Here is a 22,372-nt window from a genome sequence, read left to right as displayed (position 1 = left end):
TCTATAGGTTCTTGATTCCGTGAGCCGACAGTGCGGCAGCTTCTCCGGCCGTGTATGCCGCCAGAACAAAGACTTTCGTCCTTGCAGCATTCTCAATGTTCTTTTCCCTTCCACCGGTCAATGTCTTCAGCTGCCCTTCAGAAACTCCGACGCCCGTCTTGTTTCTGAACAGCCTTTTCATTGTCTGGCAGAATATTATGTATTTATTGCAGTCTTTCATTTCAAACAGCTTAATCTTTTGCCTTCAATATAGGCAAAGCCATTTTCCACTTAATGCAAAGATAGTGCAAACTGCTCGAAAAGCAAAATAAATGCATATGAAATGTTGTTATTTCGCAAGCCCGGATACGGCATTGCGGCTGTGGTATAGCTTGCGTTTAAATCAGAGTCAGATTGCTGCCGTTATGTGCGTTTTGCTTACATATTGGATTTTAATGACGCTTCTAGACTGCGTTATTTCAAAAATAAAATCTTTTGTCTGTAAATATTGCCTGAAAACGCGTGCAAGCATAACTTTCTGATTGTTAGGGCCTTTAATCGTATGTGTGTCAAAGTGTGCAATTTTTCCCGTCCTTTTCAGGCTTAAAACATATGTTTTTTCACCAAAATATGTATTAATTTAAGCCTTCAAAAGCCGTGTTTTAAGTCGTAAAAGGCATTGTTTCGGCATGTAAAACGTGCCCTTTTGATGGGCATCGTAAATAATTTTTTATTTTTAAAGCCTGTTCCGTTAATTTTGTTTTCTATTTTGCCTGAAAATCATGACAAAACTTAAATGACATAATGTGCGCTTTTCTGCCTGCAAAGTTACAAATGGATGCCCGATAACTTTTAACCTGTTTATTATTGTTACGTGATTTTCAGTGCCCCAAAGATGTTACATTTAGCTTTAAATGTAAATATTTTTCGGACTTATGCCAGCCTTCTTTCTCGCCGTATTATCAGGCGTCTTTGCTTCTGATTTTTTTACATAGATATAGTTTATATTTATGCCGCTGCATGATGTGTTTTTGTTCCCTTATTAAGCATCTCTATTGTCAGGCCCATTCAGCAGCTCTTGATATTAATCAAGGCTTTACACCTATTTATATATATAGGGCGTTAATTTTTTTAGTGTTTTGATAATTTTTCCGTATCATTTTACTGCTTTTCTGCCTGGTGCTTTTTGTTGTTAAAATGACAATATTGACTTTTGTTTTTTATTGACCTGTCATCTATTTGAAAGTAAAAGAATAATGTCCGTTTTACACTTAAATTTGCAGAAATATGAGCAGCAATAATTATTGCCATGATATAACGGGGCGTATAAGGCGCAAAGTTTTCATATCGAAAAATGCCGGATAGTTTTACTTTGCATAATGTTATTATATAATCTTTTTAGTTGTCACGAAGGTATGCAATAGCCTAAAAAAGGAAAAACAAAGAAAAAACGACTAAGTCATTTCTATAAAAGAACAATTTATGCATAAAAATTGCATCTTTATAGTTAATATTTATTAAATAGGTCTTTTGGTCTGAATATTTATCATAAACAAATATTTTTATGCATTTTTTCTAATAAAAAAGTTAGCGCGTTACAAAATTATTACTAACTTTGTCCAAGTTAAAACAGTAAAATTGCATTAATAATGAAAAAATTTTTATTATCAATTGTTTTTGCGCTAGGAATATTGTGTTCTGCAAATGCGCAGTTACCGTCTGTAACACTTAAAGACATTAATGGTAAGACAGTGAGAACAGACACGTTGTCAAACAATGGCAAACCTTTCATCATTGATTTCTTTGCCACATGGTGCAAGCCTTGCAACCGTGAGCTGACTGCCATCAGCGAAGTTTATGAAGAGTGGCAGGAAGAGACCGGCGTAAAGGTTATAGCCGTTTCTATTGACCAGGCACAGAACATCAACAAGGTAAAACCTCTTGTTGACAGTCATGAGTGGCCGTATGAAGTACTGCTTGACCCGAACAGCGATTTCAAGCGTGCACTTGGAATTCAGATGATTCCTTACACACTGATCGTTGACGGAAATGGTAATATTGTTTATAAACACAACGGATACACAGAAGGAGCTGAACAGGAACTCATTGAGAAAGTGAGAGAGCTCGTAAACAAATAATGTCACATAGTGCTGACTATAGAATAATTGACACTTATGCACAAGTATAATAAAATTTTCTGTCTCTTGCTTATGCCTGCTTTGTCTTTGACAGCAATGGCACAAGAGACAGAAGAAAAAAAGATAACCGTCAGCGGAAGTATCCAGAGCGACATCCTTATTCCGCAAGACGATGAAGCAATTGGCACCGAAAAAGTTAATGAATGGGCTTTGACCAACACATTCGCTGATGTGAATGTAATGAGCGAGCATATCGATGCCGGAGCACGTTTCGAATTTCTGAAACATCCTCTACCCGGATTCGAAAAAGACTACAAGGGATGGGGAGTTCCTTATTTCTATCTGAAAACACACTTTAAAAATTGGGACCTTACGTTAGGTAACTTCTACGAGCAGTTCGGTTCAGGCTTTATCCTCCGTACATACGAGGAGCGCACACTGGGCATCGACAACTCTTTGCTTGGAGGACGCCTGACAATCAAGCCGCTGCCCGGAGTTTCGATAAAGGCTCTTAGCGGTAAGCAGCGCAGATATTGGTCACACAACGACTCATGGGTGTCTGGTGCAGACGTTGAACTCGGTCTCGACCAGTGGTTCAAGGGCCTGAGCAACAGCGGAACATATCTTACACTCGGTGCTTCATGGGTAAACAAGTACGAGAAAGAAGAAGACGTCATGGTTGATGCTACGCACAAGCTTAACCTGCCTACAACGGTAAACGCTTTTGACGTGCGTGCAAATTTACAGAAAGGAAACTTCAGCCTTCTCGCAGAATATGCGTGGAAGACACAAGACCCGACGTTCGACAACGGATATATATATCGTAAAGGAAACGTGGCAATGTTGTCAGCTTCTTATTCAAAGAGAGGCTTGAGCGTATTGCTGCAGGCAAAGCGCAGCGACAACATGTCGTTCCGCAGTAAAAGAACAATTAACGGTACATCATCGTTCATAAACCATCTGCCGGCATTTACGATGGACCAGACTTATGCGTTGGCTGCCATGTATCCTTATGCAACCAATCCTGACGGCGAATGGGCCTTCCAGGGCGAGTTTGGCTATAAGTTCAAGCGTCATACACTCCTTGGCGGTAAGTATGGCACAAACGTAAAGGTGAACTTCTCTCACATTCGTGGTATTGATACTAACGTAGTGGGTGGAGCTGGCACAGACGGATATGGCTCTGCTTTCTGGAAAATGGGCGACGAGACTTTCTATCAGGACTTGAACGTACAGATTGAGAAGAAACTGACACGTCAGTTCAAGCTCAACCTCATGTACATGAACCAGTTCTACAATAAGACAATAGTAGAGGGTGAAGGTGGTATGATCCATTCTGACATCTTCATCGCCGATGCAAAATATCAGTTCAACAATAAATTCACTTTGCGCGGCGAACTTCAGTATCTGTCTACAGACGACGACCTCGGCGACTGGTGGTATGCTCTGTTGGAGCTGTCAGTGCTTCCCAACTGGATGTTCACAATTGCCGACGAGTATAACAGCGGCGTGACAGACCTTCATTACTATCAGGGATATGTAACATTCAACAAAGGATCACACCGTATACAGCTCGGCTATGGCCGTACACGTGCAGGATATAACTGCTCAGGCGGTGTATGCCGTTACGTTCCGGCAAGCAAGGGTGTAACACTTTCGTACAACTATAACTTCTAAACAGAGATGAAGCTGAAAAATAACATATATAATAAGTTTGCCATCTGTGCAGCAGCACTTTCTCTGATGGCATGTAGCAACATTGATGAGGACGACCGCTTTATTGAAGTGGAGCCTGTAGAAGTTGCGAAACGTGTATTGATTGAAGACTTCACAGGACAGCGTTGCGTTAACTGTCCGAATGCTTCAGAAATGATTGAAAGCCTGCAAGAGCAGTATGGCGCAGAGAATGTCATCGCTGTGGGTATTCATAGTGGTCCGTTCTCTAAGACTGTAACTAATCAGCCTTTCCCATTGTGGACTGAAACAGGTGATTACTATTTTAATTCATGGGGCATAGATGCACAGCCTACCGGCGTTATTGACAGAAAAACGGTTTCAAGTACATATCAGTCTTGGGGAACAATCGTCCGTGACGCATTGCAGGCTTCTGCTCCGCTCACACTTGATGCAACAACATCTTATGATGAGGCAACAAGAACCGTAACCATAAATGTTAATGCAAAAGGCGTGCTTGATGTTACAGGTAAACTGCAGCTTTGGCTTACTGAAGACAATATAACAAACATTCAGTATATGCCAGACGGATCTGTCAATACTCAATATGTGCATAATCATGTATTCCGCACAGCTGTCAACGGACAGGACGGAGAAGATTTCAGCATAGCTTGGGATGAAGAAAAGACTGTAACAAGCACTTACGTCTTGGATGAAGACTGGAAGGCTGAAAATATGTCGGTTGTAGCATTCGTATATAACAATAGTGGTGTTCAGCAGGTAGTTAAAGTACCCGTTATCAGTACTGAAGACGACGCACAACCGAATGAATGATAAATAATGTCGATGAGAGTGTATTTCATTTTGATGCACTCTCATTGATATCCTCTTTCAATCCTACTATAAAAAACAATTTTAATATTTTAATAAAAAGAACAAGATGAAAAAGTTATTTACTCTTTGTATCGCTTTGTTATTTAGCTGTGTAGCAATGAATGCACAGAATTTTATATTCGTTGATGGTGACGGCAATACCATTGAAAATGGTGCAACTCTTACAATGGATCAGGTATCCTATAAAGAGGATTTCGTATTTAATCCTGATGGCTCTTATGAAATAATACAGGTGCCAATGATTTCTTTAAGTGGAGTTTATATTAAGAATAACTCTGCTGAATCTCAGAGTTGTAAAGTTACTTATAATGTTACAGCTTTGCCTAATGGCTCATTTGCTGCTTGCTGTGCAGAAAACTGCTCAAATTTGGATAGTGAAGGTACAATAGAGAAGAATGCCAATGCTGATGCAGGCAAAACTATTGATATCTCAACTGATACTGAGTGGGTTCCTGTTGCTGCAGGTACAACTACAGTGAAAATATCAGCTCAGGGATCTAAATCTATGCTGCCTGATTCTGAAATTACTATTAATTTCATTTATGATGGTACTGCAAGTATAGACGGTATTCAGAATAATGCAGATAATAAGGTCGTAGCACGCTATTCAATCAATGGTCAGCTTCTTGATGCTCCTCAGAAAGGCATAAACATCCTGAAGTATGCTGACGGACGTATAGAGAAAGTGATTGTAAAGTAAAATAAATCCTATTTTTAATTTTATTGTATGGTAAAGAAAAGTTTATATTTATGTATCCTGTTGGCTTTGGGCCTGCTGTGGGCAATTCCGTCTTCAGCACAGGAAGCACAGCTTACCACTGTGAGTTTCCCCAAGGCTGCAGCTTTCACATCTTTGTCAGACAATGGCTTGTGGGCTACTGCTGCTGGTGTGAATGATGATGATCAAAGTAAGTATGCCTATCCTTATCTTATTAATGTAGAGACAGGTGCTCTTACTGAACTTTGGGTTGAAGCAGACTTGATAAAGTCACTCGAAGCAACAGACGTTACTAATGATGGAAAAATCATCGTTGGTACCTATGACAGCAAGCCTGCTTATTATGACATGAATCAGGGTAAGTGGATCACTCTTCAGTCTGAGAATCCTGGAAAAGCTACATCTGTAACACCTGATGGCAAATACATCAGCGGATGGAGCAATTCTGGTAGCTTCTCAGGTGATGCTTATGTTGAAACACCGCTTTTGTGGGAGAAGCAGTCTGATGGTACATATCGTGCAATTGATGTGTATGCTGAACTTCCTAACTTCCCAAAGAAAACAAAGCTTGGAACAAACACTCAGCAGGTACGTATAGACAATGTTAGTCCTGATGGTAACATCCTTTCTGGTATTATTAACTTTGTAACTCCTGCAACTGTTTGCTATTATGTTTACAACAAGACAACTCAGGAGTGCAAATATGTAGACAATGCTCTCGGAGAAGTGCCTGACGAAACATTTGTTGACGAGTCAACAATGAGTAACAATGGTAAATATCTTACCGGTATCGTACAGGTGGCTGGTGGTTCATACATTTCAAGCTATCTTTACAATACAAGTGACAACTCTTGTATATTATATAATACAGAAAGCGAAGAGCAAGACCGTGCCGGAAGTGCTGTTTCAAATACAGGCGTTGTATTTGCTTGCAGTCCTGCCGTAAACCCTGTCCGTTCTGCTTACGTACGTGTGGGTAGTCTTTGGTACGGAATAGACGAAATTCTTTCTGGCCGTTATGATATGAACTTCTATGAGCGTACTGGCTATGATTTCACAGGAACAATTCAAGGAGTTTCTGATGATGAAAAGACCATAATCGGTATGTCTGAAACAAAGACAAAGGGTTATATCATTCGTCTTCCTGAAACTATCAGCGAAGCTGCAAGCAGCGTGAATCCATTAGGCACTTATGCCGTTTCTCCTGCTTATGGCTCTAAGTTTGCTAAATTCAGTCAGATGAAGTTGGCTTTCTCTAAGTCTGCCGCTGTAACATCTGGTGTTAAGGCTCAGTTCATGGACGCTTCTGGTAAGGTGTTGAGAGAGTATAACATTACGGCTCAGTCTGGTAACAAGACATTCACTATTGGCGGTATACCTCAGGCTCTGAATGCAGGCGAGGAATATACAATGAAGATTCCTGCTGGAGCATTCTATTTGATGGCAGACAACTCTATCAAGAGTGATGAAATCACAATTAAGTATATCGGCCGTGCCGAGGCTCCGGCTGCTGTACAGCAGGTTTCTCCTGCAGATCAGGCAAATGTATCTGAAATAAGTTCAGAGCATCCTGTACAGATTCTCTTCGATTTGTCTATCGCTATATCTGAAGATGCTAAGGCTTATCTGTATAGAGATGGTCAGACATCACCGGTTTGTGAACTTAACTTTGTGCAGGGAGCAGAAAGCACAATCCTTCTGTATCCTAGCCTCAAGCGTTATCTTGAAAAAGATGAGAAATATAAGGTTGTTGTAGAGGCTGGTTCTGTTACAGATATTATGGGATTCTGTCCGAACAATGAGATTACAATTAATTACACAGGTGCATACGAGCCTGAAATCAGTTCTGACGGAAGCCTCTTCTCTGATGACTTCAATGATCCTAGCAACTCTATGGTTAAATACCTCCTTTATGAAGGTGACCACAACAAGCCGTCAAGTGCAATGCAGGATTTAGGCTTTGATGCCGACAATTCTCCTTGGCTTTTCGTAATCCGTGAATCAGAAAGCAGCTCTGACTATTGTGCAGCTTCAACATCTATCTATAATCCTACAGGAAAATCTGACGACTGGATGGCAATACCCCGTCTGTCAATAGAAAATGCCGACTATTATCTCAGCTTTGACGTTCAGTCATACTATAAGTCAAAGGCAGACAGACTTAAGGTTCTCGTTCTTGAGGATGATGCTGTTTATTCTAACTTCACAACAGAACTTTATGAGAAGTTCAAGGCTAATGGTAAGGTTCTTTATGACGAGCAGCTTTCTCCCGGTGAGTCAGAGGAAAATCTGACAGGTGACTGGACACATGTTGAGAAATCTCTCGCAGAATATGCAGGTAAGAATATCTATATCGCTTTCGTTAATGAGAACGAAAATCAGAGTATGATCTTCTTGGATAATCTGAAGGTTTACTACAAGGGCGACTTCAACTTCGTTCCTAATGTAGAAAGCACGCAGGTTAACAAAGAGTCTACAAATGTTGGTGTAATAGTTAAGGTTACAAGTGATAAGACTTATAACACTATTAATGCAACACTTACTTCTGAAGACGGCTCATTCAAGAGCACTTATACAGATACACCTAGCAAGCCTATAACAAGTGCAGAGAATTATTCTTTCACATTCCCTGACAAGTTGCCTCTGACTGTAGGTGCACAGAATAAGTATACTATAAGCATTGATCTCGGCGGTACTGTTTACAGCCAGACAAACACTATCAGCAACCTTGCTTTTGAGACAACAAAGCATGTAGTTATAGAAGAAAGCACTGGTCAGCAGTGTAAGAACTGTCCTCAGGGAATCCTTGCAATGGAAAATCTTGAGAAACTTTACGGTGAGCAGGTTATACCTATCGCTATTCATAGCTCTATAATCGGAACAGACCAGTTTGCTTATGAGAACTATAATACATATTTCGGTATAACAGCACAGCCTATGGGTCTGGTTAATCGTATAGACACTCTTTATGCGCCGATGTATGTTGATGGAAGCGAGCAGTATCACTTCGATTCACCAGAAGGCAACAATACATTCTATGATGTAGCTCAGCGTGAGTTCGAAAACTATGCAATTGCAGATGTCAGCATCGACAAGGCTATTTACGATGCTTCAAGCAAGAACATACAGATTACAGGTAATGTAAACTATGCTCTAACCATGAACTCTCTGAACCACAATCTTGCATTTGTTGTTCTTGAGGATGGTTTGGAAGGACCTCAGCTTAATGGTTTCTACGTTCTCGACCAGCCGATATTCGGTGAGTTCGGTAAGGGCGGCAAGTATGGTTCAAGCGTTGCTGTTGTAACATTCAACGATGTTGCACGTAAAGTGCCAAACGACAACTTCGCAGGTGAATCAGGTTTCATCCCTGTAAGCGTAACTGCAGGTCAGCCTGTTGCATTCAATAAGGTATTCAGCTTGCCTGAAAACGTTAAGAACTGGGATAACACTAAGGTTGTTGTTATGTTGCTCGATGCAAATACAGAGCGCGTTCTGAATGCTGCAAGACTTAAGATGTCAGCCGGAACAGCTGGAATCAACGATGCAACAGTATCTGAAAACGGTATCACAATTTCTGGTGAGAACGGTTCAATAAGCGTTAACGGCGGAAGCGATCTCAACGTTACAGTTTATGATGTAAGCGGAAGCGTAATAAGCAATGTCAACTCTACTTCTGGTGCTGTTAAGGTAAGCACAGGCGGAAAGAACGGCTTGTTTATCGTTAAGGCTACAAGCGACGGCGTAAGCGTTGTTAAGAAAGTAATCGTTAAATAAATATTTAGATCTGCCTTGTATGTTTGTATCAGAAAAACACTTCACAAAACATAATACAGCAGACAGCAAGGCATGGACCTTAAGAACCTAAGATATAGAAAAGGGTATGGGGCTAGTCCCCAACCCTTCCTATATAATTTAATGCTAACTTATTATTAATTTAAAATTAAGTATTATGAAATCTTTACTAATCAGTTTGATGGCATTCCTATGTGTCTTGGGGGTCAATGCTACCCCAAGCGGTTCGGGTACCAAAGAGGATCCGTATGTGATTGCCGATGGTGACACTTATGTTGTAAATGACATCGTTTATGCTAGCTTTACAGCTCCTGCAGATGGTACTTTATCTCTTAAGCATGGTTGGTCTTACCCGACATTTATGTTGGAGGATGGAACTCCGTTGAATGTTTCAATGGGTGTGGATGCAAACTTTTCTTCTTTGGAGGTTGAAGCTGGTAAGACTTATGTTATTTATAATAACAGACAACTCTTTTTTGATTTAGAGATAGCCGTTTCTTTTGAGGAGAAAGGTGCCAGCTCTTTGCAGGTTGTAAGTTCAGAGCCTGAGCAGGGTTCAAAGGTTGAGAAAATCAGCTGGGATAATCAGGTTAAGGTTACATTGAACAAGAAGGTTAAGTATGTTCACTGTGAGTTCCATGGTGATGAAGGCATTATGCACCAGTATTATACATCTGAGGCTGAAGAAGGTGAAGATGTTATCATGGTTGGTCCTGAGAAAATTGTAAAAGACGACCGTGTTCTTGATAATGCATGGTATATGTATGAAGGAAATACATACGAAATCATTATTGAGTCATATCAGACTAAGGAAGGTATGGAGCAGGGTACTGAAACTCCTGAGACAACAACTCTGACATTTGAAGGTGGTACAGCAAAAGTTGAAAAGACTGTTGTAAATCTTGTAAAAGTTGAACCGGAACCAAATGTCGTTTATCCTACAGAAGACCAGCTGCTCAGCTTTAAGGATGACAGAAAGGTTGTAACTGTTGAAGTTGACAAGAAAGTTAAAGTTAAGAACTGTGTTTACCCGATGGGTATGTACGGAACATTAGACTGGGAAAAGGCAGAAGTATCATATACAGAAGAAGGCCACTCTATTATCAAGTGTACTATGTCTGAGGCGTTCTATAATTTTATGGGAACTATTGTAACAGACGTTATCCTTCAGCTTGATTTGACTGATGAAGAGGGCAACGAAATTGAGCCTAAGGCAGAAGGCTTCCCTGAAAGTGTTGTATTCGGAAGCGGTTACAATTTTACATTTGGTGTGAACGATGGTCGTTTTGCAGACGCTTCTTTGAACTTTAAATCTGTAACACCTGCTGAAAATTCTTACTGCACAAGCTTGGGCAAGATGGAATTTACATATGGTGAGAAAGTGTATACAACATCTACAGCTACAGCTGCCGTTTACAAAGGTGAAGAGAAAGTTGCTGATGCAATTTTGACTACAAATGAGGATGAAACAGGTCTTGGCCTTGTTGTAACAGCTCAGTTTGTTGAAATTGGCACACAGACTCCGAAAGAAATCAATGAGTTTGGTGCTTATGTTCTTAAGGTAGATTCACAGTCAATTGCTAACGAATATTTCAACGAAGAAACACCTTGGACTGATGGTTTGCAGGGTCATGGTACATGTAACCCAGACTTCACTGTAGCATTCAACATTGACCCGGCTATTCTTGCAGTTGAGTCTGTTGACCCGGCTCCTTACGTAGAAGGTGGCGAGTACAGCAAGGAGATTCCTGCTGAAATTAATATTACATTGAGCGGTGAGGGCGCTAAAGTAAACTCTGCTCTTGTAACTTATGGTATGAACACTCGTGTTCCTGCTGAAGCAAAGGTTGAAGGCAAGGTTATAACAGTTACTGTTCCTGAGGCTGCTCTCGCTGAGAACAACATAGGCGTATCTGTTGCTGCTGTTAATGAAAATGGCACACCTATCAGCTATGGCACAGACGGTGTTATCCTGCTCGCATATCAGATGCCTAAGAATATCCTCGTTCCTACAGAGGTTACACCTGCTGACGGAAGCACAGTTAAGTCAATTGCTACTGTTGAACTCACTGTAGATTCTAAGTATGGTGTTGGTGAACTGAACACAAACAATGTTATCACAGTTAAGAAAGACGGTGTTGAGGCAAGCAATATCTCTGCAGCGATCGATTATGCTACAGGTGATGACATGAATAAGATGATGATTACGTTTACTCCGGAAATAACAGAAGATGGTACTTACACTGTTGTTATTCCTGAAGAAACATTCTATGATCTTGACGGCAATCTCTTCAATCCTGAGCTGACATATACATTCATCGTTGACAATTCTACAAACATCGGTGGTGTAGAAGTTGAAGATGCTAATGCTGTTGTTGAGGTTTACAGCGTAGACGGCTGCCTCGTAAGCAAGGGTAAGAAAGCTGACGTAATGAAGAAACTCGTTAAGGGTATCTATATCATCAACGGCCAGAAAGTGGTTATCCGCTAATCTGCCGTAGATTTTAAATAAAAAGCTAAAGGCTGCAGCCTGTCGCTTTGGCCTTATGGCAATAGCGCATCGACCAGCCTTTAGCTTTTTCCTCAAAATAAAACAGACAAGAATATTTAGACATGAAACGACTTATTTTTACTTTAATCGGTATTGTATTGGGGTTGACAGGTTTAAAGGCTGTTACTTTTACTCCGATTGAGATTAATGACCCGTCTGAGTCTGTAACTATTAAATTGCAGCCAGGTGCAAACTATTTACAGCTGAAGGCTATTGAGAGCAACACCATCCACTTTAATGTCGGATATTTTGGCATTATGATGTTTGAATGTAATGCCATGGGTGAAGAGGGCAACAACCTTTCTATAAGCTATGACGCTGAAGGTCACAAAATCTTCAGTAGTGAGGTTGAGGAAGGAAAAACTTATTATTTCTCAACCAGTATGATTACTGAGCCTTCAATAGATGTTACAATTTATTATGGTAACGGAGAAGGCATGCCTATCACATTGACATCTAACTTTTCGGATGGTGATACCTATACAGTTTCTGGCTCAAACCTTGAATTGGCTTTTGACCGTACGGTTGATATAGCCCACAACTGGATTGAGTATGGTGAGGAGGCTGACGGCGTATTTAAAACAAAGGAAGAGATTCCCGCAGCATATATCAATGGTACCTATACTACTCAGTATTTCTATAGCATCGAGCTGAGCAAGTTTATCCGTGAGATGGCTGAAGACGGTAAACTTGAGGTTGGTGATAAGTTTAAAATCACTCTTGAAGGTATTTGCGATGCTAACGATGAGAGCGTAATCTATGGTGAGGACGGAAACTATTCTGTTACACTGATTATGGGCGAGATGCCCGGTGAGCTGGTTTCTATAGATTCGGCACAAGGTACAACTCTTTATACATATTATCCTGAAACCGGTGAAGAAGGTTTGCTGACATTTACTTTCACAGATGAACTTAATACTGATAAGAGTAAGGTAACTGTAGACCTGTCTTATGGCGATTCAGAGGCCGGTTCTATGGGTTCATTTAATCCTGATTTTACTATCGAAGGCAAGACTGTTGTTGTTGATATCCGCGGTTACCGCTTCCCAGAGACAGTAGAGACTTCAAGAAACGGTGAAGTGCAGACTGTGATAACAATGAACATCAAGGGCCTTACAACTGCAGACGGACGTGCTATTCTCACAAACAACGCTTCTGCCGGAACAAGTGGCATCGTTGTTACTTATCCTCTGAAGAAGCAGGAAATATCTTTTTATTATGACTTCTTGCCTACTGAAGGCAGCTCTCTGGCTGATTGCAGCGAGATCATAATCTGGTTGCCGGAGGAAGTTGGTGTTCTTACTTTCGACAAGGTTCTGTTGCAGTGGCTCAACAACCGCGGCACACTCCAGACAAAGGAATTCAAGGCAGAGGATGTTCCGTTTGCTTATGATAAATCTTATGCGGGTTATGTAAGCCATATTCCACTTGCCGGCGTAAGCAAGGACCGTGAGGTTACATTGACTGTAGAAGGTGGAATGCTCAGCAATGGCGACAGCGTTGAGATTACAGGTAAATTCAACACTGATCCTACAGGTATAGATTCTGTTCTTGGTGACGATGCCAATGCCGTTGTTAAGCTTTACACAATCGACGGTATCCTCGTTAAGGAGGCTCCTGCTGCAACTGTTCTTACAGGTGTTAAGAAGGGCGTTTATATCATGAACGGCAAGAAGGTTGTTGTAAAATAATTACTGCAATTTTATATATAACTGACAATTTCGCAGGCTGTCTCATTTATTTTATGAGGCAGCTTGTTTTTTTATTGAAGATTCAGAACATGTATGATTAAGATTAATCACGCGTTGACGGTTTTGCGCACGATGGTCAGCCGTGAGCATTGAACGCAAAATTCTGATGTCTGTTATGCATGCTTTGCTTGTGTTTCTCTTTTATATGCCGGCGTGTTGCTTGGTTAAAAGCATGGTTTTATTGGTCCTTATAATGACCTGTCTGTAATGGGCGATTATTGTATTCGGCAGTTTGCCGACAAGCTGTCCGCCGTAAATAAGCCGTAAAAAGTTTTTTGAAAAAACTCATCACTCGTCACATCTGTGCGTAAGTTGCTGACAGTTAGACTGTTAATGTGTGATGAGTTGAATTTCCAACTCATCACTTCGTAGCAATTTTATGTATTTTCCTGCTTTGGGCTTACTCTGTGTGATGAGTTGCAACGGCAACTCGTCACACCGCAACGATTTGACATTCAGGACGTTATGTCGCAATGTGACGAGTGACGAGTTCCTTCGCAAAAAAATAAACCTAAATTGTTTACAGTGTACTTCCCTAAATTTGGTTTACTTTAAAGAGTCCTTTCCCTATGGCGTTCCGTGTTTTCTGCTTATGCAAAAGACGTCCTTTCACGTTGCAAAAGGGCATGTTTTACAGCGTGAAAGCATGCCTTTTGTACTGCTGAAGGACGTCTTTTGTGTTGCTGGTCTGATGCTGTTGCCTGAGCCTTTGTGGCGTCATGGCCATGACAATACCATCAGGCACACTATCCAACGATTTTTCCGTCAAACAGGTGTATCGTTCTGTGGGCTATCTGCGCGTCGTGCTCGTTGTGCGTAACCATCACTATTGCCGTGCCGTCCTGATTCAGTTCTGTCAGCAGGCGCATCACCTCGGCGCCGTTCTTAGAGTCTAGATTACCCGTAGGCTCATCCGCCAGAATCAGCTTGGGGCCGAACACCACGGCGCGTGCTATTGCCACTCTCTGCTGCTGACCGCCCGAGAGCTGATGCGGAAAGTGCTTTGCACGGTGAGTTATGCCCATGCGCTTCATCACCTCCTGCACCTTCTGTTTTCTTTCAGCCTTGCCAACCTTCAGATATGTCAGGGGCAGCTCGATGTTCTCCTCTACGTTAAGCTCGTCAATGAGGTTGAAGCTCTGGAACACAAAGCCTATCTGTCCCTTGCGTATGCCCGTGCGGTCTTTTTCCTTCAGCAGCGACACCTCCTGGCCGTCGAGCCAGTATTGGCCAGAAGTGGGGTTGTCCAGCAGTCCGAGAATGTTCAGCAGCGTAGATTTGCCGCATCCCGAAGGACCCATTATTGCCACAAACTCACCGTCTTCCACGTTGAACGTTACGTTGTCAAGCGCTATAGTCTCCACCTCTTCCGTGCGGAACGACTTGCTAAGATTTTCTACCTTTATCATATTCTGTTCTATTTTATGCCCCCTCACGGCTTTCGCCGTATTCGTGAGCTCGGTTAGTTTTATTGTTTCTATATTTTCTTCAATGCCTGCTTTTCAGGCGTTAAGTGCTTATTCGTTCTTCAGGTATTTTACAGGATTGCTGTTTGCCGTGCGGTAAGCATTGGCGGCCACGGTCGCGGCTATAACCGCCACCACTGCCAATATGCCTGCCACAAAGAGCCACGGGCTCATGTTTGTCCTCACGCTGAAGTCCTCAAGCCATTTGCCCGCCACAATCCCGGCAAGAATAGCCCCAGCTATTGCCGACGGAACGGCCGTCAGCAGCACGTTGCCCAGCACCATGCGCAGCACGCTTATGGCGGTTGCACCGTTCACCTTGCGTATGGCTATTTCCTTGCTTCGCCTCTGCATCTCGTCGTTCACATATCCTATGAGTCCCATCAGAGCTATAAGCAACGCGCATATTCCTGCCGTCATGACAGCCGAGCGGAAATGCTTTACGCTGTCATACCATGTGTCCAGCTGCCGTGCATAGCTGTCAACGATGATTGTTTCGTCAGGATAAAGCCTCTGCAGCCGCTGTTGCACAGCCTGCATATTGTCTGCCGTAAGGTCGTGAAACTTCAGCAGAAAATAACTGATGTAGCTGCCGTAAGGGTCTGAGTGGAACATCATCGTGGGGCGGTCGTCATCGTCGAGCGCCGTATTGGCGTGAAAATTATCATATATTCCTACTATGGTGAACAGGTCTTTGCCCGTCTGGCTGTGTTCCGTTATCAGAATCTTACGTCCAATCACGTCTTTCCATTTCTTCTCGTTCTTCAGCTTCTGTGCGAAGTCGGGGCTTACCATCATCTCCTTAAGACTGTCGCTGCTGGCGTTGAATCCGCGCCCCTGTCTGAGCTTTATGCCCAACATGTCGAGATAGTTGTCGCCTGCCATATACAGGTCGGTGGCGTTAAACATCTCCTCACCGGTTTCCGGGTCAACTATGTTGTTGCCGCCGCCGTTTGAAAACAAGGGAGATGTTACAGCCGTCCATGCCTCAATCTCTGGCATTTTGCTTAGTTCTGTAACCATGGCGCTGCGCTTTTCGCCCTTTATTTGGTTTACGTTGACTATCGCGAGGCGGTCATAAGAGTAGCCGAGGTCGAAGTCTGTGAGCTTGGAATATTGGCTGTTGACTATCAGCAGCAGGCATACCAGAAAACTGACGAATAAAAACTGCACCGCCAGCAGTGCCATCTTCCAGCGCCTGCGGCTCTCGGTGAAGTTGCGGAACGCCGTTGTTACGGGCACGGCATTGTATATCCTGCCCGGCAGCAGGGCGCTAACGATGAACACCACTATCAGCAATGCTGTGAGGAACAGTGTGCCCTTGCCGGTGAAAAGTGAGCTGACCGGGGCCGACAGCAGCGTCTCTATCGAGCCTTTGCAGGCGTATATCAGTGCTGCGGCCAGCATCATTGCCAGCACGATATGCAGCAGGGTTTCGGCCATGGTTATGCCTAATATGTTACGCGGCATGGCTCCGTAGCATTTTCTTACGGCCATTTCGCGTCCTCTCGTAACCGTGTTGCCAATCACAATCAGCAGATAGTTGAGCACGCTTGCCGCGAGAATCACCGCCGCTAATATCATCATCATGAGGAATGTCTGCCTGAAGTAGCTGTCCTCTTGGTGATATTTTGATATGGGAGTGAACTTCAGCGAGAATTTTATCTCTTCCTTTTCAAGTAGGGCAAGAAATTTGCTTACTATTTCGTTCACCTTATTGTCAAAGTCGCCCTGCTCAGGATGGCATCCCTTGCTCACCTTTATGAACGAGTAGTAGCGGTCGTTGCCCGCCAGATTGTCCTGTCCGTCGTAGCTGAAGCTGCGCTGTGTTGTCATTGAGAGCATTACGTCATAGTCGTGAAAAGAAGAGTTCCATGGATAGTCCTCGTATACTGCGCCTATGGTCATCGTCAGTCCCGGAATAGAAGTAAGCTCCAGTTTGCGTCCTATCACGTTGCCGCCCATGCGTTCAGCCATAGTCCGTGACACAAGACAGTAATACGGCTTTGCCAGCACCTCGTCGGCGTTGCCCTCCAATATCCTGGTCGGGAACATTTTGAAGAAACACGAGTCAACAACGTATATGTTTCCTTTGACGCGTCGTTCTCCGTTTATTTTCATTTCCTCATCATTGCATGCAGGGTTTATTCTTGTTGCCGTTTCTATCTCGGGAATATATTTTTTCAGCGTCGTGGCTATGCCTCCGGGCGTGTTGCCGTATGTAGCTTCCGGATCAGAGCCCCTACTTATCTTTTCGCTTATGCGGTAGATGCGGTCATGGTCGGGGTAGCACGTGTCGTATTCGTGCTTATACCATAGTTTCGCTATCAGCACCGACGCCAGTGCAAAGCCAATGCCGAGGCACAATATCTTTATTATGTTGTGCTGTCCACGGCGTGTCAGGTTCTTTAATGCTTGCGTTATGTTGTTCATCTTCTGATATGTTGTTTAATGATTTTTCTTGTTGTCTGCTTGCCGCAGTCTTGTCTTACGGTGCCGGCCTATTCCTGCCTGATGTTCTTCACGGGGTTTTCGTTGCTCGCCATCCAGCTCTGCACTGCCACGGCAGCCAAGCTGATAAGCATTACGATTACTCCTGCCGCCACAATCCACGGCCACCATACGATGCGGTAGCTGTATTGCTCGATCCATTTCGACATGAAATGCACCACTATCGGCACGGCTATGACAAATGCGATGCCTACGTAGAGCATGAAAGTGCGTATCAGTCTTATGCGTATTTGGTTGCCCGTAGAGCCGAACACCTTGCGCACGGCTATCTCTCTTGCGCGCTGCTGTATGAAATAAGTCGACATTGCCACAAGTCCGAGCAGCGAGATTATGATGGCTATGAAGGCGAAGAGCGACACGATTTTAGACGTGCGGATTTCCTGCTCGAAGCGTTTCTCTATCTGTTTATCTACAAACGGTGGTGTGCTTTCGTCCACTTCCTCATGAAATACCTCTTTATATATCTCCTTTATCCGGGCGTATGCCTCCACGGGGTCGCTCTCTACGAGTATTGATATGTTGAGGGGGTGCTTAATGTTCCTGCACGTCAGCAATATTATGCCTTTCGTGTTGTTGCATATGTCGCGTACGTGGAAGTCGTTGATTACGCCCCCGTATCTTGCGCTTTTTGCAAAGTATGTCAGCACGAAACTGTCAAACCTTTCGCTCATATGCGTTGAGTTTGGTTTCATATGCAGATATTGCAGAGCTTGGTCGTTCATGTAAATTATGCTGTCACCTTTCAGGTTGAAGTCGTTTTTCATCTTTATGCCGTATATCTTCATCATTTCAGGCGTGCCTGTTATGAAGTTGAAGCGGCTTATGTCCTTGTCCCCTTCAAATTGCACAGACGGGTCGTTGCCTCCGTCAGCCGGGGTTCCGTTAGACGGGGCCACAGCCTTTACCGGCGGAAGAGTGCGCAGACGGTTGATAAACTCGTTGGTAAGGTCGTTGTCCGTTGTGTAGTTAAGCTTTAAGGCTATTATGTTCTTCGTGTTGAAGCCAAGTGGAGCTTTCGTCAGATGAAGCATCTGGCTGACCATAATAAAGGCGCATGCCAGCATGGTTATGGTTATGATGTTCTGTACGGTTATGAGGATGCGCGAGAAAATCATCTTTGTCTGCGTGCGGAATGTTCCGCGCACCACCTCGATGGGCTTCACCCGTGACAGTATTGTGGCAGGAAGTATGCCGGCAATGATGCTCACCGCAATGACGACAACAGCCGTCAGACCAATGCAATATGGGTGTATGAGCAAAGACAGGTTGAGCTTTGTGTCGAGCAACCGGCCTGCATAAGGGGCGGCTATATGTACCAGCATAACGGCGATAAGCAGCGAAATGGCGCACATCACGAGCGATTCTATGAACAAGTTGACTGCCACTCTGTTCTTGCTGCACCCGAAGAGCCTGCGTGTAGCCATCTCTCTTGCGCGGTAACCGCTTTGTGCAACGGTCAGGTTTATGTAGTTGATAATGGAGAAAAGCAGCGTAACGAGTCCCACGGCGAACAGAATTTTTACCAGCATAAGGTTGCCGAGATGTAGTCCTGAATAGGCGTTGAGTCCGGAGAAATACAGTTTGTCAAGGCGCGTTATCGTGGGCTGCCAGTCTTTGACGGTCTCATGCAGATACTTTCTCACTTCATTCCGTTTAGCCATGAAGTCGCTGTTTTCGTGTACCTGTATGAAAACCGAGCACATAAGGTAGTTTGCAAACTGATAGAAATACTCATCCTTGTTTGCAAGGTTCTTGCAGAAAGAGAAGTCGACTATTGCATCAATGTCTTTATCTATGATGGTGTTGTCAAAGTCTGCCACCACTCCTGAAACGCGAAAGTGGGTGTTGTCGGCGGTTGTTATGTCACGGCCAACGGCATTTGCCGTTCCGAACATGCGGAGCGCCAAGCTCTCCGTCAGCACAATGTTGCCTTTCTGCATGAGACAAGTGGCGCGGTTGCCATAGAGCAGGGGGAAGTCGAACATGTCGAAGAATGTCGAGTCGGTCTCCATTACATTTACGTTGACAAAGTTGTCCCTGTCTTTCAGCTTCATGTTTTCGGTTGTGAAGCCGCATGTCTTTTCTATTTCAGGATATCTGTCACGCAAGTATCTTTGGACTATATGGTGACAGTTGGCCGTACCGATGCTGTCGTCGGACATCAGTCCTATGTTGTATATGCGCTTTGCCTTGCTGTGCTGCCGGTTGATGCTTGTCTCCTGCCACGTGTACAGTCCGATGATGATGACAAATGTCAGGCTTACGGCCAGTCCGAACACATTCACTGCCGTGTATATTTTGTTCCTTGAGAGAAACGTGAAATAGCTTCTAAGGTTGAAGTTGCTCATTGCTGTTTTCGTATATACATTACAAATATTGTTTTTTCTTATGCCTTATGCGGCTGTCTTGCCCATGTGGACATTTGCCAGAGGCATCGTCTTCAGTTACAGAGATTTATTCCTGCCTGATGTTCTTCACGGGGTTCTCGTTGCTCGCCATCCAGCTCTGCACAGCTACGGCGGCCAAGCTGATAAGCATGACGATTACTCCTGCCGCCACAATCCACGGCCACCATACGATGCGGTAGCTGTATTGTTCGATCCATTTCGACATGAAATGAACGACTATCGGCACGGCTATGACAAATGCGATGCCCACGTATAGCATGAATGTGCGTATAAGTCTTACGCGAATCTGGTTGCCCGTAGAACCGAACACCTTGCGTATGGCAATCTCCCTTGCGCGCTGCTGTATGAAATATGTCGACATTGCCACAAGTCCGAGCAGCGAGATTATGATGGCAATGAAGGCGAAGAGCGATACAATCTTGGATGTGCGTATGTCTTTCTCAAAAAGTTCTGCTATCTGGCCGGTTACAGTCATAGGCCTGCTGTCGTTTATTTCTTCCTTAAACACTTCTTTATAAACCTTCTTCACTTCGTTTAGTGCGTCAACGATGTCGCCTTTCACCTTTATCGTTACATACCAGGGATATTCAATCTTGTCGTTTACGAAGATGAAATACGGACTTATCGGCTGCAGAATATTTGTCGTATGAAAATTGTTTATTACTCCTCCGTATCTTACGTCGACAGGCAGCATGTTTGACTTTGAGCTTTTGTATCTGCGGCTGAGGTGTGTGTCCGTAGGTTTCATGTGCAGCAGTTCCAGGGCTTGGTCGTTAAGATACAGCGTGTTGCCTGACTGAATCTTTTCGCCGTTTTTAGGCGTTATGCCGTATATCTCCATAAATTCCGGCGTTACGTTGAATATGTGTACGGTTGTCTGCGCCTTGTCTCCTTCAAAAGTTATTCCGGTATTGTTTCCTCCATATACGGCACATCCACAGGTGGCTGTGGCTTTTTCTGTACACGGCAGCTCGCGCACTTTGTCTAGAAATACGGTGAGGTCGTTGCCGTTGAACTTCCACGGATCAAATAGGCTTATTATGTTTTCCCTGTTGTATCCTACCGGAGCATTCAGCAGATGCCGCATCTGTATAGACATTATAAGTGCACACGACAGCAGCACTATCGTAATCAGGTTTTCGGTTGTTATGAAGATGCGCGAGAAAATCATCTTTGTGTGCTTTGTCAGCGTACCTCTCACCACCTCAATCGGTTTTACCCTTGACAGCACAGTGGCCGGAATGATGCCTGCCAGCAGGCTTACAGCTACGACAAACAGCACTATTGCGGCTATGGCCCATGGTGTGGCCAGTATTCCTGTGTCTATGTCCTTGCCGATTATGCGGCCTGCGAATCCGGCTGTGGCTGTGGCCATTGCAGCGGCTATAATGCATGAAAAGGCACACATGGTGAGCGACTCGCTGAACATGTTGGTGATGATGCCGGCCCTGCTGCATCCGAAGAGGCGGCGCGTGGCCATCTCTCTTGCGCGGTAGCCGCACTGCGCCACGGTCAGGTTGATGTAGTTCATGATTGAGAACAGCAGAATCACCAGTCCAACGGCAAGCAGGATTCTTACCATGTTAATATTGCCAAACTGCATGACGTTTACTTTCGGCGTGTCGTTGAAGTAGAGCTTGTTGAGCGGTGTCAGGAACGGCCGTAGGGGCATAGCCGGTTCATAGGGCCAGAATGTAGGCCAGAACTTTTGTATGTCGGCTTCTTTCTGCATCAGGTCGCAGCCTTCGCGCACCAGCACGAAGCAGGCACAGTTGGTTACGTTTATCTGTCCCGGAAAATATTTGTCCATGTTTCCTTCACCTTCACGTTCGGCATAAGCAAAGTCAACAAGCGCATCTGTGTTCTTTGATATTATCGTATTGTCGAAGTTTTGCACCACTCCCGTAACCCTGAAGTGCAGCGAGTCGGTGGTCATTATGGTGCGTCCCAGTACGTCGTCTGTGCCGAAATACCGGTGCGCAAACTGTTCTGTAACCACAATGTTGCCCTTGTTGCTAAGACAGGTGGCGCGGTCGCCGCGCAGCAGCTTGAAGTCGAACATAGAGAAGAACGTCGAGTCGGTGTTAATAGTGTTCACGTTCAGAACATCGTCGCGGTCTCTGACCTTTATGCTTCCTGTCACCATGCCGCATGTGTTTTCAATTTCCGGATAGTGCATGCGCAGGTTACGCAGCGACGCGTGGTGGCAACCCATCACTCGGCTGCTGTCATCCATAAACTCAAGTCCTATGTTATATATTCTGTCTGCCTTGCTGTGTTGGCGGTCGATGCTTGTCTCCTGCCACGTGTACAGTCCGATGATGATGACGAATGTCAGGCTTACGGCCAGTCCGAACACGTTCACAGCCGTGTATGTCTTGTTCCTCGAGAGGAACGTGAAATAGCTTTTAAGGTTGAAGTTGCTCATATCTTGTATCTGTTATGTTACACAAATTTTATACTTGTCCGTTCATTTTTCAGAGTTTC

At 44.0% G+C, this 22,372-nt stretch carries 12 protein-coding genes; 7 read left to right on the top strand and 5 right to left on the bottom strand.

Annotation, left to right across the window (positions count from 1 at the left end; translation table 11 throughout):
* Position 1: 1 nt before the first annotated feature.
* Positions 2-220, bottom strand: a complete 219-nt coding sequence (locus ACU52_RS11615) for a hypothetical protein (RefSeq protein ID WP_053398892.1) — start codon at positions 218-220, stop codon at positions 2-4.
* Between the two features lie 1,408 nt (positions 221-1,628).
* Between ACU52_RS11615 and ACU52_RS11610 the strand changes: the two genes are divergently transcribed.
* The 7 genes from ACU52_RS11610 to ACU52_RS11580 all read left to right on the top strand — a co-directional run bounded on the left by ACU52_RS11610 (position 1,629) and on the right by ACU52_RS11580 (position 13,440).
* Positions 1,629-2,117: a TlpA family protein disulfide reductase gene (locus tag ACU52_RS11610; protein WP_147630857.1), complete on the top strand. Its 489-nt coding sequence runs from the start codon at positions 1,629-1,631 to the stop codon at positions 2,115-2,117.
* A 36-nt stretch (positions 2,118-2,153) separates the two neighbouring features.
* Positions 2,154-3,794, top strand: a complete 1,641-nt coding sequence (locus tag ACU52_RS11605) for a DUF6029 family protein (RefSeq protein ID WP_021855749.1) — start codon at positions 2,154-2,156, stop codon at positions 3,792-3,794.
* A 6-nt stretch (positions 3,795-3,800) separates the two neighbouring features.
* The gene (locus ACU52_RS11600; protein ID WP_053398889.1) at positions 3,801-4,625 is read left to right on the top strand and encodes an Omp28 family outer membrane lipoprotein; all 825 of its coding nucleotides are present in this window, start codon (positions 3,801-3,803) and stop codon (positions 4,623-4,625) included.
* A gap of 106 nt (positions 4,626-4,731) precedes the next feature.
* The gene (locus ACU52_RS11595) at positions 4,732-5,385 is read left to right on the top strand and encodes a hypothetical protein (protein ID WP_147630856.1); all 654 of its coding nucleotides are present in this window, start codon (positions 4,732-4,734) and stop codon (positions 5,383-5,385) included.
* A gap of 27 nt (positions 5,386-5,412) precedes the next feature.
* Entirely contained in the window at positions 5,413-9,180 is a 3,768-nt protein-coding gene (locus ACU52_RS11590; protein WP_082335269.1) for a choice-of-anchor J domain-containing protein, read from the top strand.
* 175 nt (positions 9,181-9,355) lie between these two features.
* A complete protein-coding gene (locus tag ACU52_RS11585; protein ID WP_147630855.1) occupies positions 9,356-11,689 on the top strand; it encodes an Ig-like domain-containing domain in 2,334 nt (777 codons plus the stop codon).
* Positions 11,690-11,811: 122 nt separating this feature from the next.
* The gene (locus ACU52_RS11580) at positions 11,812-13,440 is read left to right on the top strand and encodes a hypothetical protein (RefSeq protein WP_147630854.1); all 1,629 of its coding nucleotides are present in this window, start codon (positions 11,812-11,814) and stop codon (positions 13,438-13,440) included.
* Positions 13,441-14,246: 806 nt separating this feature from the next.
* On the opposite strand, the gene ACU52_RS11575 is transcribed toward ACU52_RS11580, so the two are convergent.
* The 4 genes from ACU52_RS11575 to ACU52_RS11560 all read right to left on the bottom strand — a co-directional run bounded on the left by ACU52_RS11575 (position 14,247) and on the right by ACU52_RS11560 (position 22,313).
* On the bottom strand, positions 14,247-14,909 hold the full coding sequence (locus ACU52_RS11575) for an ABC transporter ATP-binding protein (RefSeq protein WP_021855743.1): 663 nt from the start codon (positions 14,907-14,909) through the stop codon (positions 14,247-14,249).
* Between the two features lie 108 nt (positions 14,910-15,017).
* Positions 15,018-17,399: an ABC transporter permease gene (locus ACU52_RS11570; RefSeq protein WP_053398884.1), complete on the bottom strand. Its 2,382-nt coding sequence runs from the start codon at positions 17,397-17,399 to the stop codon at positions 15,018-15,020.
* 68 nt (positions 17,400-17,467) lie between these two features.
* The gene (locus ACU52_RS11565; RefSeq protein ID WP_053398883.1) at positions 17,468-19,825 is read right to left on the bottom strand and encodes an ABC transporter permease; all 2,358 of its coding nucleotides are present in this window, start codon (positions 19,823-19,825) and stop codon (positions 17,468-17,470) included.
* A gap of 106 nt (positions 19,826-19,931) precedes the next feature.
* On the bottom strand, positions 19,932-22,313 hold the full coding sequence (locus tag ACU52_RS11560) for an ABC transporter permease (protein ID WP_053398882.1): 2,382 nt from the start codon (positions 22,311-22,313) through the stop codon (positions 19,932-19,934).
* Between the last annotated feature and the right edge of the window lie 59 nt (positions 22,314-22,372).

The sequence above is a fragment of the Xylanibacter rarus genome (genome assembly GCF_001275135.1).
Taxonomy (GTDB): Bacteria; Bacteroidota; Bacteroidia; order Bacteroidales; family Bacteroidaceae; genus Prevotella; species Prevotella rara.
Note: the sequence above shows the minus strand (reverse complement) of the source record. Positions and strands in the feature narration are given on the sequence as shown.

Coding starts and splice junctions, on each gene's coding strand:
- ACU52_RS11615 (WP_053398892.1), bottom strand. CDS start 220: ATGAAAGACTGCAATAAATACATAATATTCTGCCAGACAATGAAAAGG.
- ACU52_RS11610 (WP_147630857.1), top strand. CDS start 1,629: ATGAAAAAATTTTTATTATCAATTGTTTTTGCGCTAGGAATATTGTGT.
- ACU52_RS11605 (WP_021855749.1), top strand. CDS start 2,154: ATGCACAAGTATAATAAAATTTTCTGTCTCTTGCTTATGCCTGCTTTG.
- ACU52_RS11600 (WP_053398889.1), top strand. CDS start 3,801: ATGAAGCTGAAAAATAACATATATAATAAGTTTGCCATCTGTGCAGCA.
- ACU52_RS11595 (WP_147630856.1), top strand. CDS start 4,732: ATGAAAAAGTTATTTACTCTTTGTATCGCTTTGTTATTTAGCTGTGTA.
- ACU52_RS11590 (WP_082335269.1), top strand. CDS start 5,413: ATGGTAAAGAAAAGTTTATATTTATGTATCCTGTTGGCTTTGGGCCTG.
- ACU52_RS11585 (WP_147630855.1), top strand. CDS start 9,356: ATGAAATCTTTACTAATCAGTTTGATGGCATTCCTATGTGTCTTGGGG.
- ACU52_RS11580 (WP_147630854.1), top strand. CDS start 11,812: ATGAAACGACTTATTTTTACTTTAATCGGTATTGTATTGGGGTTGACA.
- ACU52_RS11575 (WP_021855743.1), bottom strand. CDS start 14,909: ATGATAAAGGTAGAAAATCTTAGCAAGTCGTTCCGCACGGAAGAGGTG.
- ACU52_RS11570 (WP_053398884.1), bottom strand. CDS start 17,399: ATGAACAACATAACGCAAGCATTAAAGAACCTGACACGCCGTGGACAG.
- ACU52_RS11565 (WP_053398883.1), bottom strand. CDS start 19,825: ATGAGCAACTTCAACCTTAGAAGCTATTTCACGTTTCTCTCAAGGAAC.
- ACU52_RS11560 (WP_053398882.1), bottom strand. CDS start 22,313: ATGAGCAACTTCAACCTTAAAAGCTATTTCACGTTCCTCTCGAGGAAC.